Annotated in this window: 14 protein-coding genes and 1 tRNA gene; 10 read left to right on the forward strand and 5 right to left on the reverse strand. The window is 70.6% G+C overall.

The window, feature by feature from the left end; all coding sequences use genetic code 11:
- From OV208_RS18250 to OV208_RS18260, 3 genes are all read left to right on the forward strand, one after another.
- The gene (locus OV208_RS18250; protein ID WP_267575114.1) at positions 1 to 1,401 is read left to right on the forward strand and encodes a hypothetical protein; all 1,401 of its coding nucleotides are present in this window, start codon (positions 1 to 3) and stop codon (positions 1,399 to 1,401) included.
- Between the two features lie 85 nt (positions 1,402 to 1,486).
- Complete coding sequence (locus OV208_RS18255) at positions 1,487 to 2,017, forward strand: hypothetical protein (RefSeq protein WP_267575115.1); 531 nt, start codon at positions 1,487 to 1,489, stop codon at positions 2,015 to 2,017.
- Positions 2,018 to 2,169: 152 nt separating this feature from the next.
- Positions 2,170 to 2,562 (forward strand): hypothetical protein, encoded by a 393-nt coding sequence (locus OV208_RS18260; RefSeq protein WP_267575116.1) that lies wholly within the window; start codon positions 2,170 to 2,172, stop codon positions 2,560 to 2,562.
- Positions 2,563 to 2,566: 4 nt separating this feature from the next.
- Here the strand turns inward: OV208_RS18260 and OV208_RS18265 are convergent, their stop codons facing one another.
- The gene (locus OV208_RS18265) at positions 2,567 to 4,258 is read right to left on the reverse strand and encodes a hypothetical protein (RefSeq protein WP_267575117.1); all 1,692 of its coding nucleotides are present in this window, start codon (positions 4,256 to 4,258) and stop codon (positions 2,567 to 2,569) included.
- 168 nt (positions 4,259 to 4,426) lie between these two features.
- Between OV208_RS18265 and OV208_RS18270 the strand changes: the two genes are divergently transcribed.
- The 3 genes from OV208_RS18270 (at position 4,427) to OV208_RS18280 (ending at position 8,296) form a co-directional block, all read left to right on the forward strand.
- Positions 4,427 to 4,987, forward strand: a complete 561-nt coding sequence (locus OV208_RS18270) for an RNA polymerase sigma factor (protein ID WP_267575118.1) — start codon at positions 4,427 to 4,429, stop codon at positions 4,985 to 4,987.
- Positions 4,984 to 7,983: a CHAT domain-containing protein gene (locus OV208_RS18275; RefSeq protein ID WP_267575119.1), complete on the forward strand. Its 3,000-nt coding sequence runs from the start codon at positions 4,984 to 4,986 to the stop codon at positions 7,981 to 7,983. Before OV208_RS18270 ends, OV208_RS18275 begins: the two co-directional genes overlap by 4 nt.
- Positions 7,984 to 8,098: 115 nt before the next feature.
- Positions 8,099 to 8,296, forward strand: coding sequence for a hypothetical protein (locus tag OV208_RS18280; RefSeq protein ID WP_267575120.1), 198 nt, complete (start codon positions 8,099 to 8,101; stop codon positions 8,294 to 8,296).
- 25 nt (positions 8,297 to 8,321) lie between these two features.
- Here the strand turns inward: OV208_RS18280 and OV208_RS18285 are convergent, their stop codons facing one another.
- Both OV208_RS18285 and OV208_RS18290 read right to left on the reverse strand, forming a co-directional pair.
- Entirely contained in the window at positions 8,322 to 9,236 is a 915-nt protein-coding gene (locus tag OV208_RS18285) for a CPBP family intramembrane glutamic endopeptidase (RefSeq protein WP_267575121.1), read from the reverse strand.
- Between the two features lie 143 nt (positions 9,237 to 9,379).
- A complete protein-coding gene (locus OV208_RS18290; RefSeq protein ID WP_267575122.1) occupies positions 9,380 to 10,342 on the reverse strand; it encodes a M91 family zinc metallopeptidase in 963 nt (320 codons plus the stop codon).
- Between the two features lie 376 nt (positions 10,343 to 10,718).
- On the opposite strand from OV208_RS18290, the gene OV208_RS18295 reads away from it, so the two are divergent.
- From OV208_RS18295 to OV208_RS18305, 3 genes are all read left to right on the forward strand, one after another.
- Positions 10,719 to 10,786: transfer RNA gene (locus tag OV208_RS18295), tRNA-Gly, on the forward strand.
- Positions 10,787 to 10,801: 15 nt separating this feature from the next.
- On the forward strand, positions 10,802 to 12,187 hold the full coding sequence (locus OV208_RS18300) for an SDR family NAD(P)-dependent oxidoreductase (RefSeq protein ID WP_267575123.1): 1,386 nt from the start codon (positions 10,802 to 10,804) through the stop codon (positions 12,185 to 12,187).
- Positions 12,181 to 13,245, forward strand: a complete 1,065-nt coding sequence (locus tag OV208_RS18305; RefSeq protein WP_267575124.1) for a hypothetical protein — start codon at positions 12,181 to 12,183, stop codon at positions 13,243 to 13,245. Before OV208_RS18300 ends, OV208_RS18305 begins: the two co-directional genes overlap by 7 nt.
- On the opposite strand, the gene OV208_RS18310 is transcribed toward OV208_RS18305, so the two are convergent.
- Together OV208_RS18310 and OV208_RS18315 are read right to left on the reverse strand one after the other, a co-directional pair.
- A complete protein-coding gene (locus tag OV208_RS18310; protein ID WP_267575125.1) occupies positions 13,226 to 13,801 on the reverse strand; it encodes a hypothetical protein in 576 nt (191 codons plus the stop codon). The two genes, OV208_RS18305 and OV208_RS18310, sit on opposite strands and share 20 nt — an antisense overlap.
- Positions 13,798 to 14,409: a hypothetical protein gene (locus OV208_RS18315; RefSeq protein ID WP_267575126.1), complete on the reverse strand. Its 612-nt coding sequence runs from the start codon at positions 14,407 to 14,409 to the stop codon at positions 13,798 to 13,800. Before OV208_RS18315 ends, OV208_RS18310 begins: the two co-directional genes overlap by 4 nt.
- Before the next feature lie 489 nt (positions 14,410 to 14,898).
- On the opposite strand from OV208_RS18315, the gene OV208_RS18320 reads away from it, so the two are divergent.
- The gene (locus tag OV208_RS18320) at positions 14,899 to 15,855 is read left to right on the forward strand and encodes a DUF5995 family protein (RefSeq protein ID WP_267575127.1); all 957 of its coding nucleotides are present in this window, start codon (positions 14,899 to 14,901) and stop codon (positions 15,853 to 15,855) included.
- Positions 15,856 to 15,880 lie beyond the last annotated feature (25 nt).

Consider the following 15,880-nt stretch of genomic DNA (forward strand, 5'->3'; position numbering starts at 1 on the left):
ATGGCGCATCCCTTCCTGACACTCCCGTTGCTGCTCTGCCTGGGACAGGCCTCCGAACCCTCCCAGCTCGAAGCGCCCGTCCAGTCCCATCTGTCTTTTCTCGCGAGCGAGGAGGGCGTCGAGGACAGCGCGCTGCGCACCTTCTTCCACGCGGCGCTGGACGTCCGCACGCCCGAGCTGGCCTCGGGCCTGAGCGCGGAAGCAGCGCTGTCGATGTTCTTCTCCACGGGCGGCGGTGCCCAGGGCGTCGCCTTCAGCGACAACGGAAGCGCCCTCCGTCTGCGCTACCGACCGTCCACCTGGGAGTCGCGCGAAGGCCTGGCCCTCAGTGTCTTCCCGCTGACCGGCACCCGCGTCTACATGGGCTTTTCCTACCCCGTCACCTGGGAGCGGCAGTCGTTCCCCCGCCGCTCCGGGAATGAGCCCGCGCTGGAGCTGCGGCTGTCACGGCGACGGTGGAGCGTCTTCGCGGCCACCAAGACCGCTCCCGTCCTCAACGACCTGGAGCTGAAACTGCAGAGCCGCTATGCCCTGCTCGCGGGCGGCGCCGTGGAGCTCACCCCCGAGCTGGGTCTGGCGTTGAAGGCCACCCACCTGAACCGGGGCGTGGTGCCGACCCTCGCGGCCCTGGGCATCGAAGAGTCCATGCCGGTGTACGGGGTCTCCCTGGGCGCGTCGTGGCATCGGGGGGCACCCATCGGGAACAGCGTGGACCTGTCGCTCTACAGCGGCGACCCCACCTTCTTCGAGCGGTTCTTCCAGCCTGACACCTACCCGGGTGACTTCGCCGCGTCGGTGTCGCTGGAGGGCAGCCTCGTGTCCCAGCGCCTCGTCGACGCGGAGGATCTGCTGGAGATGCGCTCGGAGCTCGGGCAGGCGGCGGCCCTGGACGCCCGGTGGAGGCAGGGCTTCTTCCGACTCCACGCCCTGGCCTTCCTCCGGACGGCCTCCTTCCTTCAGATGGACGCCCCCGGGGTTCCGCCCTACCACGCCTTCCGGCAGGACTCGGACCCGCGCGCGGAGGTCTCCGGCACGCTGAGTGGCGACTACCACCTCCCGGACTGGGGACTCACGCCGGGGCTGCTCGTGCGCGTCGCCCTGCCGGCGACGTTCCAGGGCGCGCAAGTGCTCGGCCCCATCTCGGATGCAAGAACCCTGGTGATCCAGGGACCCAACCGGTTCTTCATCCTCCCGATCGGCGAGGACCGGCGCGCGGTGTTGACGCTGAAGGCCACGGCCCGCTGGGACCTGGGCTCCGTGGCCGGAGTGCTCGCGGAGGTCTCCTACGTGAGGGACCCCAACCGGACCACCTTCGAGGACGACAGCAACGGAGTGAGCCGCCCCGTGTTCGCGGATCCGGATGCGTTGGGCTTCAACCTGCTGCTCCAGGCCCGGTTCTGAGCCATCCCGCGCCCCGGAGCCCGAGCCTCCGGGGCGTGATTGGCGTTCCCGAGGAGCCGGGTGCGAGGATGGCGCCCTGCCCACCATGAGCCCTGCTTCCTCCCAAGCCGTCTCCCAGGATGTTCGTCCCGAGAACACCCCCGCCCCGCTTCCCGTCATCCGCCCCGCCGCGAGACGGATGGCCTATGCCGCCGCCTGGCTCATGCTGCTGGGCCTGCTCACCGGCGGCTACGTGTCCGCCGCGATGACGGGCAAGGTGCCCGCGGATCCGCAGATGGCGCTCGCCGCGCACCTGAACGCGCTGATGGGCACGTTCCTCCTGCTGGGCGTGGCCTGGACGCTCCCCATGCTGGGCTATGGCCCCGTCGGCCAGCAGCGGCTGGCCTGGGCGGTCATCGTCGCGAACTACGCCAACTGGTCCATCACCTGCGTGAAGGCGTGGCTGCGGGTGTCCGGCGTGGACCTCATCGGGCAGGCCGCCAACGACGCCGTGTTCGTCGCACTCACCCTGTCGGTGGTGATTCCGTCGCTCGTCGCCACGGGCGCGTGGATCCACGGCTTCCGCAGGAGCGCCGCGGCCCACGCAGCCAGCCCCGAAGCGACCACGCCGGGGTGAGCTCCGGGGGCCCGCCCCGATGGCAATGATTGCCATCCGACCCGCCCTCCACGGGCCTCCGCGACAGGGAAGTCAGCCGTGATAATCTCGATCTCCCGGAAACTCCCACACACTGCCGTGTGGCAGTCCCGGGAGCCGAGAGGAACACCGCCATGACGTCCCGTCGGAACCTGCCCTGGGGCCTCGCCCTCCTGCTCACCTTCGCGACGGCCAACGCGTTCGCGGAGCCGTCCGCCGTGACGTCCTCGGCGGTGTGCGCGAGCGTCGAGTCCTCCGAGGCCCAGGTCAGCGAGGCGACGCCCGACGAGGCGGAGCTCGCGAGCCTCGTGTGTGTGTCGGTCCGGTGTTCCACCGAACAGGAGTGCCGGAACGCGTGTCCCGGCGCGACCTCCGTCGCGTGCAACCGCAACGCGTGCAGCTACACGTACCCCGGCGGTGGGGGCGGCGGTGGACCGACCTGCCCGTCCACGCGCTGCATCGACGATTCGGACTGCTCCTGCAAGGGTTCACCGGGCTCCTGCGTGAACCGCGCCTGCGTCTTCTAGGGCGTCACAGCGCCGTGCGGCTGAGCCGGATGTCGGCGTGGGCCCACGCCTTCTCGAACCGCTGACGCGCGAGGGAGGCCTCGCGCTCACGGCCCTGTCCCTCCAGCGCCTGGGTGAGGCCATACAACGCCCACCCGTTGCCTGGATTGCGGCGCAGGTCCTCGCGGTAGACGGCCTCCGCCGCCTTCCACTGCTTCGCATCCAGGAGCGCCGCGCCCTGGAAGTGGCGCACGGGGTAGAACCAGTCCGCGGGCTCGGAGTACGCCAGCTGATCCGCGGCCCGGACCGCGTCCTCCCAGCGCGTCAGCGCGTCGGAGCGGCCCTGGCGTTCAGCGATGGAGGCATCCAGCACCCGGGCCGCCACATCCAGCACGTCCTTCGCGCTGTTGTTGCCCGCGGTCAGCGTGTCGGGAACCTCGGAGCCCAGCTTCACCAGCTCCGCGTGGTTCGCGCGGGCCTCCTCGAACCGGCCCCGGTTCGCGAGCGCCAGCCCGTGCGCGTGCAGCCACAGCCCCGTGAGCACCGGGTACTTCGCGGCCGGCCGGGGCTCCGCGAGCAGCTCGTCGTAGCGTCCGAAGCGCACCATCGCGAGCAGGGGTTCGGCGGCGAAGAAGTCCATGCCGGGCATCTGGGCCAACATCTCCGGATCCATCACCCGCGCCGAAGCGCGCGCCGCGCGCAGCGTCTCCTCGCTGCGCCCCTCCATGGAGGCGGCGAACGCGAGGAAGCCCCAGTTGTGGGCCAGATACATGGGGTAGTAGCCCAGGGGCTCCACCTGACGCAGGTAGGCTTCATCCGCCTGGATGGCGCGACGGTTGCTCTCCGCCGCCGCCGCGTACATCCCCACGCGCTGGTAGATGTGCGACGGCATGTGCACGATGTGTCCGGCCCCCGGCATCAACCCCGGCAGCCGGCGCGCCGAAGGCAACGCCCGCTCCGGGTGCTCCGACGCCTCCACCGCGTGGATGTAATAGTGATTGGCCCCGGGGTGCTCCGGCGCGCGCGCGAGCACGGACTCCAGCGTGGAGACGATCTCCCCGGTCCCCGGCTCGGGCTTGCCGTCGAGCGTCCACAGCTTCCAGGGGTTCAGGTTCATCAACGATTCAGCGAAGAGCACCTGGACGTCCAGGTCGTCCGGGAAGCGCTGGGCCACTTCGCGCATGGCATTGGCATAGGCCGTGTTGAAGGGCTGCATCGCGGCGGGGGAACGGGGCTCCGGTCCCCCGTAGCGCCGGGACAGCGCGTTGATGAGGGCCTGCTCCTCCGGGGTCGCGCTGGGAGCGAGCGCCTGGGCGCGCCGCACGCCCTCCCAGGCGACCGCGGCCCGATCCGGCAGCATGGGCACGTTGTAGTTGGGCCCGAGCACCAGGGCCACGCCCCAGAAACACATCGCGCACGAGGGGTCCAACTGGGTGGCCCGGGCGAACGAGCGTGCGGCCTCGTCGTGGTTGAAGGCATAGGCCAGCCGCAGCCCCTGGTTGAAGAAGGCCTGGGCTTCTGGAGAGTCCGTCGTCACCCGGTATTGATGGGACCCCAGGTTGTCGAAGAGGACCGCGCCCTTCGCGAGCGAGGTCAGACTCAAGGCCTGGGCCGACATCTCGTGGGAGTCCTGTGAGGGAGCGGCCAGGGCGCCGGCATGGGGACCGGGCGCGAGCAGCAACGGCAGGACGAGGGCGGGAATCCAGGGTGCGCGCATGGGGGCCTCCGGGCACCCCTTGAAGATGGGGACGAATCCATGTGCGACAATGCGCGTCTTCCTTTGCATACAAAGACTGGCGCGCGACCACACCCGTTCAACGGGGTTGGGTCCTTAATCAAAGGAATCACACCTGGGACGTATTCTTTCCAACCGAGGAGAGGCCCCATGGTGCAAGAAGCGTCTGAAGGTTCCGACCGGGAGTACGCCACCTTCGCCCTCCGGCATCAGCCCATCCTGTTGGCGGTCGCGCGAAACATCTGTGGTCGGGGCGCCAATGAATGCGACGACCTGGTCCAGGACGTGCTGCTCCGGGCGCTGCTGAAGTGGGACAAGCTCCAGGAATGGTCGGAGCCGGCGAAGCGCGCGTGGCTGGTGCGCGTGCTGCACAACCGCTTCCTGGACCGCTGTCGCCGCCGGGGAACGGAGACCGCGCAGGTCCTGGGCCTGAGCAACGTGCACAAGCTCTTCGAGGATCCGGAGGCGCCAGACCCTGAATTGTGGGAGTGCGTCACGGAGGCGGAGCTGCGGGAGGCCGTCTGCTCACTTCCTCCCAACCTGCGCCGGACCTTCGAACTCCATGCGCAGGGGCTGCGACACGCGGAGATTGGCCAGCAGTTGGGCGCTCCGGTGGGGACGGTGGGAACCTGGCTCTTCCACGCGCGCCACCGTCTGCGGGAGAAGCTGCGCGGCTCAGCCGAGGCCCGCCGTGAGCGGGGGCGCGGATGATCGCAGACTGCGCGAACCTCGCCGCCTTCGTGGATGGCCACCTGCCACCCGAAGCGCATGAAGGCTTCCTGGCGCACCTGGCCGGGTGCGAGGCATGCGGGGTCCGCTTCCATGACCTCCTCCAGCTCGACGTGTTGGGGCGCCTGGCGATGGAGGGCACGGGCAGTCCCCAGGCGGCCCTGGAGGCCGTGCCCCTCCCGGCCGCGGTGCCCGCGCCGCAGCCGCTGCCTCCTCCGGAGCCGGTCCGTCCCGGACGCCGGCCCTGGCGGGTCGCGGGGGGACTGGCGCTCGCGGTGGGCATGGCGGCGGTCACGGGGCTGCCAGGGCGGACGGCGCGCGAGGCCCCCCTCCCCTGGCGGACTTCGGCGGCGAACCGCCCCCTGGAAGCGCGGCTCACCTACGCGGCGGCGGGAGGCCATCGCCCCTATGTCCCCCAGCGGGGAGCGCTCCCGGAGGTGACGCCGCCACCGCTGCGCGAGCTGGTGGCCCTGGAGGACCGCGAGGACTGGCACGGGCTGTCCACCGCGTACCTGCTGTCGGGCGATCCCCGACAGGCGCTGACCTGGCTCCAACGCGCGCCGGCCACCCCGGACCTGGACTCGGACCGCGCGGTGGCGGTGGGACTGGGACCCGCGAAGGCAGGCGAGCAGGGGCCGCTGGATGAGGCACTCCGGCTGCTGGAGGGCACGCTCCGCGCACGGCCGGACCACCCCCAGGCGCTGTGGAACCGGGCGCTCGTCCTTCGGGACATGGACCTGCCCCTGCTGGCGGCGGACTCCTTCGAGGCCGTGGCGAAGCAGGGCGAGCCGGGCTGGAGCGCCGAGGCGGCGGCCCGGGCGCGCGCGCTCCGGGAGAGGACGCAGGCCCGGGGGCGTGCCTGGAAGCAGGCCCAGGCCGCGACGCAGGACCTGATGACGGACCCTGGCGCGCGGCTTCCCCTGGAGGAGGCCGGGAAGCTGCCGGGCATCGTACGGGTCGCCTTCTACGACGCGGTCCGGGCGGCGGCGTCGCGCGACGCCGCGCTGCGATTGCTCCCGCTGGCGGAAGCCCTGGACCGCGCGTACGGCGGCACGCGGCTGCGTGAATACGTGACACGCGTGGCGGAACACGACTTCCGGCTGCGGGGCCCCCTGGCGCGGGACTACGTGCGGTTCACCCAGGACAAGCACCCTTCACGGGAGGCCTTCCTGGAGGCCCTGCGGCGCTCGGGCGAGGATGACCTGTACGTGGGGGCACTCGGGTACGAGCTGAACCAGGGCCGGCCGGTGGACGTGGAGGCCTTCGTCCGCGCCGCCGACGGCCTGGGCGATCCGTGGTTCCACCTGATCGCCGAACAGACGCGGGCGAACCGGGAGGTCCGCGACGGCCAGTGGTGGAAGGCGGAGGCGCGGGTGCTGGAAGCGCTGCGCACGTGCGAGGCGCAGGGGCTGGCCTACCGCTGCGCCAGGCTCCAGTTGTGGCTGTCGGACATGTACCTGCAGGAGCTGCACCGCCCGGCGGATGCCTGGGTGCACGCGGTGCGGGGCTGGCAACTCGCGAAGCAGACCGAGGAGTGGGAGCTGGAGCGGCAGTTCCTCCAGGCGCTGGGACAGGTGGCGCGCCTGGGCCACGCGCTGCCGACCGCGAGCGCGTACCTGCGCGAATCGCTCTCGCGCACGCCGGACGCCCCGGCTCAGCGCAGCTACGTGCACCGGAACCTGGCGAACGTGGCGTGGCTGGGCTTTCGCATCGACGAGGCCCGCGAGGAGATGGAGCAGACGCTGGAGTCCGGCGGCCCGCTGGAGATGGCCGGGGCGCTGGTGCTGTCGGACCTGGCGCGCTTCGGGCCCCTGGATGGGGCGGCGGACGCGATGCGCCGGACCCTCACCGAGCTGCGGCACACCGCCACGCGGCCCGGGGAGCGCGCGCTGACGGACTTCATCGAGGGCCAGTTCGAGCTGGAGCGCGACCGCACGGCGGGACGCGGCCTGCTCTGGAGCGCCATCACGCAGGCGGAGCAGTGGCCCGCGGACGCGAACGCCCGCCGCGCCCGGGGGTATGCCCATGCGGCGCTCATCTCCGAGGCGGGACGCACGGGCGCCTTCGCCGAGGCCCTGGCGCTGGTGGAACGGCAACTGCGCGTGAGCAGCGTGCCGGACACCTGCGTGCTCGCGGTGTCGGTGCAGCACGAGCGCACGGTCGCGGTGGTGCGCGGGGCCACGGGCGAGGTGTTGGGGTCGCTGGATTCGGGACGGACGACGCCGCTCGGGAAGGAGACCTCCGGGCTGGTGCCCGCCCCGCTCCAGCAGGCGCTGCGCGACTGCGCCCACGTGGAGGTGCTGGCCCCGCCGCCGGTGAATGGACTGCCGGGGCTGCTGCCGCCGGACATGGCCTGGAGCTACCGGGTGGGCCGGGGAGCGACCGCGGGCCTGGGCCCGAAGGAGGGCGCGCACCTGGTCGTCGCCGGGGTGGACGCGCCGGCCGCGCTGGGGCTGCCCCGGCTGGCGCCCATGGAGGCGCCGTCGCGCATCGATCCCCGGCGCGTGACGCTGGAAGGAGCGCGCGCCACGCCGTCGCGCGTGCTGGAGGCGCTCAGCACCGCCACCGAGGTGGAGATCCACACGCATGGGGTATTCAGCCCGGAGCTGTCGGACGCCTCGCTCCTGGTGCTGTCACCGGAGGCGGATGGCCGGTACGCGCTCACCGCCGACCAGGTGCGCTCGCGAAAGCTCTCCGGCGCGCCCCTGGTGCTGCTCGCGGCCTGTGGCGCCGCGCACACGGCGCCCTTCCCGCACGAATCCTTCAGCCTGCCGGTGGCCTTCGTGGAGGCCGGCGCGCGCGCGGTGCTGGCCGCCACGGTCGCCATCCCGGACACGGCGGGCCGCTTCTTCGACGCGGTCCGCGAACGCATCCGCGCCGGAGTGCTGCCCAGCATCGCCCTGCGCGACGAGCGACGTCAGTGGCTGAGCACCTCTCCCGACGCCGGGTGGGTGCGCGACGTGCTCCTGTTCGAATGAGCAGACCCCACCTGGGGGCTCTCCAAAAAAGAACACGACCTCCGACGTTGTATGGATGAGGTCACGCGCGAGGCCGGGGTGGAGCGCGCGGGAGCCTCCCAGCAGGGGGACGCACATGACGGTCTGCAAGAGCCAGCCGGAGCACACGGGGTACAGGGGAAACGGCGCGAAGGACCTTCCGGACAAGCCGCCACCGGGAAACGCGGGCGTGCAGGCGACGCCCGAGTCGAGCTGGGTGGGCGATGAGCGCAAGCCGGAGAACGACATCCCCGACAAGCCGCCACCGGGGACCGCGGGCTTCGATCCGACCTAGCGCGCCTGAGCGTGGCGGGCCCGCCTCAGGCCGCGGAGTCCGCCGCTGTCTCCGGTCGTCCCCCCGCTCCGATTTCCGGGGCGCCGTGGGACGCCGTCTCCGGCGGTGGGAAGCCCTTCCAGCGCGTCAGGATTACAATCGCCAATCCCAGCACGGCGACCGCGCCGATGGAGCCCTCCAGGCCATAGCGGCCGCCCGTGAACCATTCCGGGCGGTCATGGAAGACAGGCGTCCAGAAGCCCCGGGAGTCATTGCCACTCACGCCGAAACCCAGACACCCCAGCATCCAGTTCCACCCCAGGTGCACACCCACGGGCAGCGCGAGCTGGCCGGTGCGCAGGTAGCACAGGCCCAGCATCCACCCCGCGAGGAAGGTGGAGAGCATCGCGACGGCCTTCGTGCCTCCCGCCATCTCGGAGCTGAAGGGGTGGGCGAGGCAGAAGATGACGGAGAGCAGGACCTGCGCCCAACGCACGCCCAGGCCCCGGATGGCCCGCTGGAAGGCATAGCCGTGGAACAGCGTCTCCTCGAAGAGCGCCACGCCCAGCATCATCCAGCCCGCCTTCACGAGCACGGACACGGAAGCGGCCTCCGCCCACTCCAGGTGGAAGCCGCCGGCGCCTCCGACGAGGACGGCCACGGTGCACACCAGGACGATGCCGCCCAGCACGCCCAGGCCAAGGTCGCGCCCCCAACGCCGGCCCGGCGACAAGCCGATGGACGCGAGCGACCGCCGTTCAAGGCGCAGACAGACGAAGCTGGCGAGGAGCGTGGCCAGGAAGAGGACGAAGGGCGGAGGGACGGCCTTGCGAAGCGCCGTTGGCAGCAGGCCGTGGAGCAGGAGGCCACCGCCGCCCAGCACGACCGTCAGCAGGACGGAGCCGAGCGCCTTCCAGCCATTTCGCCACTGCCCTTCGCCGTCACGGAACACGAACCGCATGGTGGATCCCTTCAAGGCCCGAATCGCGCCTGCCCCCGCGCACCCGGGAGGCCCGGTGCGCGAGGTGGGGATTCAAGCACTCCTTCCTCACGGATGGCGCGGGGAAGGATTGCGCGAAGGCGGGGACGTGAGCCCCCGGCGTGTCACTTCTCCAGGTCGCCGACGATCTTCTGGAAGGGGGACGGCTGGCCCGCGAGCTTCTGGAAGAAGTTCCGGCTGTCCGTGCCTTCGTCGTAGTCCTTGAAGGCTTCGTCGCCGCCGTGCTTCACGTCGGGCTTCAGGCCCGAGTAGTCCTGGCGGGACGGCAGGCCGTGCTCGGCGCGGATGGCGTTCTCGGACGGGGCCCAGTTGTTCTTGGTGTGCGGCGTGGGGCGCAGACCGACGGTCTCGAACTCCTCCGTGAGCATCAGGCGGTTGTCGACGGTGCTCTTCATGTCGGACGAGAACGCCGGGTTCTGCTTGAAGACGTCGGCGTTGCTGTGCTTGCTGGCCTCCAGGGGGCTCACCTGGACACCATTGGCCGCGCGCCAGGCGTGGACCGACTCGTGGCCCAGGCTGTTGAAGCGCGGGCCGGAGTCCTTCTCGTTGTACTTGATGTTGCTGGCGGTGCCGGTGCCGGGCTGACCGTCGAAGCGGTACGCCGGGCGGATCGACGACATGGTGCCGTTGTCGCGGGGCGCATGCGCCATGGGTAGCTTCGCGTTGCGGCCGGAGGAGATGTCCACCGCCGTCAGCGGCTTGCCCAGCGTGCCCGTGGCGCCGGGGTTCACGGCCTGGGTGCGGCCGTTGAGCTCCGTCAGCATCTGGTTGCCCACCGGCTTGCTGGTCAGCTTGTTCGTGGAGTTGCGCACGTCCTGCGTGAAGTCCGCGAAGTCCGCGCCGGACTGACCGCTGTCACGGCGGGTCCGGATGCCCTGGAGCTTCGGATCCACCACGCCGTAGTCCGTCGGCTTGAGCTTGTCCTTGCCCGTCTTCAGCTCCGCGGGCGACACCGGGGCCTTCGGCTTCGCGTTCTCGGGCCGGGCAGGAACGCTGTTGCTGCGCGAGCGGGAGCTGGACGACGACGAAGAAGAAGGCTTGGAGAACGAAGAGGAGCGCAGCTTCATGGGAAGGCCTCGGGAGTGGAGTGCGGCGACGCATCACCCCTACTGCACCCCGCGTGCCCACCGCTTCACGCCCCCTGGCCTCGTGCGGCCTGCCTGATTCCAGGGGGTTGCGTCGGCGTGGGAGCCCTCCCGGGAGCAGCCCCTGATGTCTGGAGTCAGGGGCCTGATGTCTGGAGTCATCAGGGGCCGAGCGCGGCCAGGGGGCTGCTGGCGGGGATGCGCCCGTCGGCGGCGCGGAGCAGCCTGGGTGAGAAGCGGAGTGAGAGCGTGGCGCCTGTCCTCGGAAAATGGCAGCCGACCCAAGGTTGCATGTCCCCCGGCCCCGCTTGCGCCCCTCGACGCGCGACGGATAGGAAGGTCCCGCCCGGGTGGGTGACGTAGCGCAGAGGAGTCGCGCCGCCTTGCCAAGGCGGAAGACGCCGGTTCGAATCCGGTCGGTGTCCACCCGGGCATCGCGCGATGAAGCCCCTGCCCACTCCCACCGCCATCCCTTCCGCCGAGGAGCTTGAGCGCTGTGTGGCGCTGCTGCGCTCCGTGGAACAGTGGCCCGAGGACCACCCGGCCCGCCACGCCATTGAACAGGCCGCCATCCAGGTCCAGCGCGGCCAGAAGAAGCGCCTTCGCCGGCAGCGTGAACAGCAGCGCAAACAGGAGGACCGGGGCCTCGTCGAGGGCGTCCTCCGCGCGCAGACAGAGACGCTCGGCGTGCGCAGCCTCTGCGACCCGGAGCCCCGCACCGACGCCGGATTGCGCCACCCGAAGCACTGCTACGTCTGCAAGCAGCCCTTCACGCGCCTCCACGCGCGCTATCCACTGCTCTGCCCTCCGTGCGCGAACCTCAACGAGGAGAAGCGCGAGCAGCGGGCCGACCTGTCAGGGCGCTCGGCGCTCATCACCGGCGGACGGACCAAGGTGGGCTTTCAGCTCGTGCTGAAGCTGCTGCGCGACAACGCACGGGTGCTCATCACCACCCGCTTCCCCCGCGATGCCGCGCGGCGCTTCGCCGCCGAACCGGACTTCGCGGCCTGGGCGGACCGGCTCGCGGTGTTCGGCCTGGACCTGCGCTATCTGCCCGGCGTGAAGGCCTTCACGGAGCACCTGCTCGCCACCGAGCCGTCCCTGGACATCCTCGTCAACAACGCGGCCCAGACGCTCCGGCCGACGCCAGAGCAGCTCGGCTCCCTCCAGGCACGGGAACAGGCGGCCCTGCTGCCTCCACCCGCCAGCGCCCTGCTGAGAGACAGCACCGCGTTCCAGGCGCCTCCCACCCGCGCCGGACTGCTGCCCTCGGGAGCCTCCGAACTGCTCCCGTTGACGCAGGCCCTCGCGGAGCGCCCGGACGGCAACCTGGAGGACCGGGGCTCCGAGAACAGTTGGGTGTTGCGCCTGCATGAGGTGCCGTTCGTGGAGCTGCTCGAGGTGCAGCTCATCAACGCCGTCGCGCCCTTCCTCCTCAACGCGCACCTCAAGCCGCTGCTGCTCCGTTCGCCGCACGCGGACCGGCACATCGTGAACGTCTCCGCGGTGGAGGGGCAGTTCTCCCGGAAGAACAAGACGGTCTTCCATCCGCACACCAACATGGCGAAGGCGGCGCTCAACATGATGACGCGCACGTCCGCGGAAGACTACGCGCGGGACGGCATCTTCATGAACAGCGTGGACACCGGCTGGCTCACCAACGAGAACCCCCGGGAGAAGCGACTCCGCATGTCCGAGCAGGGTTTCATCACCCCGCTGGACGTGGTGGATGGCGCCGCCCGCGTCTACGACCCCATCGTGCAGGGCGTGCAGGGCCAGCCCCTGCACGGCCTCTTCCTCAAGGACTACCGGAGCGCGCCATGGTGACGGACCTCCCGGAAGCAGAGCCCGCGCAGCCGGATTGCCCCCTGGTGAAACACCCCGTCCTCCCGCGCTGCGACCCACGCGAGCTGCAACCCCTGCTCGACCACCTGGGCGGCGGCACCCTGGCGAGCGCGCCGACCCGCTTCCCCATTGGCACGCTGTTGCCCGACGGGAGGCAGGACCTCTGCAAGCAGGGCCTGGGCGTGGAAGGCACCCAGGCGGTGCTGGGCGCGCTCCGAGACCACCCGCATGTGTCGAGCCTGCTGCTGGGCACCAACGGCATGGGCGACGTGGGCGCGGCGGCGGTCGCGGAGCTGGTGCGACACAACCCGCGCATCCGGACCGTGTACCTGGGCTGCAACCTCATCGGTCCCGAGGGGACGCGCCAGCTCGCGGACGCGGTGCGGATCCGTCCGTCGGTGGAAGGGCTCTGGCTCAAGCGCAACCCGCTGGGCGCCCAGGGCACCACCCTGCTCGCGGACGCGGTGGCCACCTCCGCGCTGCGCACCCTCGACCTGGTGGACACGGGCCTGGGGGAGGCGGGACTGGCCGCCCTCGTCGAGCAACTGCTGGCGCGCGATGCGCCGCTGGAATGGCTGTATTTGAGCGGCAACCGGCTCACGGCCCGGGCCGCGCGTCCGCTGGCGGAGCTGCTCCGGAAGTCCCCACGGCTCCTCGGCCTCTACCTGGCCGCGAATCCGGGTGCTCCAGGCTCCGCCCAACAGGTTCGGGCCGGAGGGCGCGGAGGCCCTGGCGGGCCTGCTCATGGCCAACACGCACCTGCGCTACGTCGACCTGCGCAACAGCGGCCTGTCTTCCGAAGGCACCGAACGGGTCATCGCCGCGCTGGGGGACAGGCCGGTGCGTCTGGCATTGGAAGGCGTCGGCGCGCTGCCCAAGCCGGTCATCGCCGTGTATCGACAGCACCAGGAGCAGGCCCGGAGCGTGCCGAGCCCGGAGTGGCCCGGGGCACGGCGCATCCGCAGCGTGTATCGTTGAAGGGAACCGCTCCGGGCGGCGAAACCCTCTCGGCCTCGCGACTCAGAGTTCCGTCACCGTGAACTCGACCTCATCCCAGTCACCGTTGGACGACACGGCCGCGTTGGCCTCCCAGGTGAGCTTGATGATGCCGTTGGAGGGAGGCCCCTGCCGTTCGAACTCGACCCGGTAGGTGACGTCGAACTGCTCGGCAGTGTCCTCCCGTCCCGGCGAATTCGCCAGGCCCGCCTCGCGGACCCGCCCCTCCTCACCGAAGGCCACCACGTCCTCACCCAGGAGGTCCCCATCGCTTTCATCCACGAGCCTGATGCGCAACCACGGATAGATGTCCTCCGCGACGCTCGCCTCGGAGCTCTCCCACAACCGCGACACCTTCACGGAGAGATAGGGCCAGGTCACCTTCGTCTGGGTCCCTGGCTTGCCCGCGGCCACCACGCGGAGGCGTCGCGTGACCACGGGTTCGCTCGCGTTCAACTCAATGATTTCGGTGGGCGGGCTCCGCCGATCCAGGTACGTGTCGAAGTCCCCACCACACGCCGGGGTCATCAACACCAGCCCCGTCAGCAGCAGGAAGCGCCGGAGCAGCGGGTGGAGATCGATTCGCGGGGTCGGGTTCATGGCGCGGAAATGTCCACGGTGAAGCCATCGGGCACGCTGCTGGTGTCCACCACGCGGACATGGGCCTGGGCCGTCCACTCCAGTTCGACCGTGCCGGCGGCGGCGTTGGCCTGGAACTCGAAGTTCACGTGCCTGCTCCACTCACAGGAGTCCTTCAGCTCGCAGTCCGGCGAAAGGTAGCCGCTCCCCTCCAGGGTCAAGGGCGTCCCCGCCGTCAGGATGCCGGACGACACCGCGCCGGAGCTGTCCGCATCTTCGGAAAGCATCACCTTCAGCCAGGGGCTCACCGTCTGGCTGGGGTCGGCGGGGATCCACCTCGCCGTGACGCGGACCGACACCTCCCCTTCCGCCCGCTTGGAGGGCGGCTTGGGGGCCGAGGCACGGATGAGGAGGCGGCGCGACGCCTTGGGCGCTTCGGTCGTGAGGCTCAGGGGCGCACCCACGAGTTCCTTGGAGTCGACGTCCGGAGAGGTGGCCTGCGACGTGGCCACCACGCTGGCGCAGGCCACGAACAACACGAGCCGGGCCGCCCAGAAACGGCCACGGGAGCCCGAGGTCGCGGGCGGAGGAGGGACTTCCAGGACGGGGGACGGGCTCGCTCGATTCATGGGTTCGAAGCTCCGGGGTGACGACTCCCGGCGTCCAGGTTCACGCCGGGGAGCGGTTGGGTCCTGCCGCACTGCCCGCGCAGGTCAGGGAAACTGCGACGGCGAAGTCATACCCGACTTGCGCGGGAAGCATGCATAGCAAGGCGGATGCCATGTGAATGCAGAGGGCGAAGGTGTCCACTGGCACGACTGGCGGCGCCGCTGCGCGACACGCGCGTCATACGCGTGGAGTTATGACGTTCACCGGCCGTATCCACGCGGCACCGGTCCCTGGAGCACCTCAATCCCTCTCCCCGCGCGACGCGGATCCCGCTGGCTGGATTCCGCCGCCCCGTCATGTGTCACGAGAGGGACACACCCTGAAACATCGACGGGATGCGGGCCGCGTCGGCGAGTCACGGCGGACACGTGGGCCTATTTCAATTTCATTGAGAAAGTGGTGTACGTTTCTCGTGAAGCAGTTTCCCCCAAGCTGCGGAGTATCATTCCATGAGTGTGTCGCCGGTCACCCCCCAGCCGCATCGGAAGAGCTCTTCGAACAAGGTCCACCTCCACGAGACGAAGGCCCCGGGAGACCTGGGACCCATCCAGTTGGATGACGTGCTCTGGAATCCGGTGGACGCGGAGCAGGCGCTGGAGGGGCTGGAGAAGATCCTCGGCCGGTTGAATGAGCGCAATGACTCACGCGCCATCTTCCTGGACATCTATGCCATCGTCACGCGGCGGGTCGTCCACCTGCTGAGCGCACCGGGCGCGGGCGGGTTCCTGGAGCCGCAGTGGCTGTCGCACCTCACTGGCCGCTTCGCCGAGGAGGCGCTGATCGCGGTGCGCGACTCGCTCCGCCAGCTGCCCCTACCCACCGCCGCCTGGCGCTTCGCGACGCACTACCCGGCCGCGGGCCTCACGCGTCCCTTCCAGGACGCGCTGCTGGGCGTCAGCGCCCACATCAACCACGACCTCGGCATGGTGGTGTACGACAACATTGCCCACCAGACGCCCCCGGTCGACACTCGCAAGATGGCGCGCTACCGGCACGACTACTTCCACGTGAACGAGATCCTCCGCCAGTGCATCCCCGAGTGCCTGGATCTGCTCGCGGAGCGCTACAACTGCACCTCCACCCGGCTGGCGCTGCGCGTGCCCTTCAGCCGCCCGGTGATGGAGAAGGCCGTGATGCAGATGCTCATCGTCTGGCGTCAGCGGGTCTGGGACAACGTGGTCGGGATGCTGGAGGCGCAGTCGCCCGAGGAGCTCCAGGCCATCGTGGAGCGCGTGCGCACGACGTCGGGCCGCATCGCCCAGGCGCTGACCGCGGACAAGGCCTTCTGGCTCACGCTGCGTGGCTCGGCGCCCCCCTTCAGCCTGACGCTGGCGCCCGAAGCCTGGCCCGACGTGAAGCTCCCGGCCCCGGAGCCGGTCGCGAAGGTCACGCCGCTCGCGAGCTGAGCCGCGTCTCCCGTGAGGGGCTGAG

Source organism: Corallococcus sp. bb12-1 (genome assembly GCF_026626765.1).
In the GTDB taxonomy this organism is placed as follows: domain Bacteria; phylum Myxococcota; class Myxococcia; order Myxococcales; family Myxococcaceae; genus Corallococcus; species Corallococcus terminator.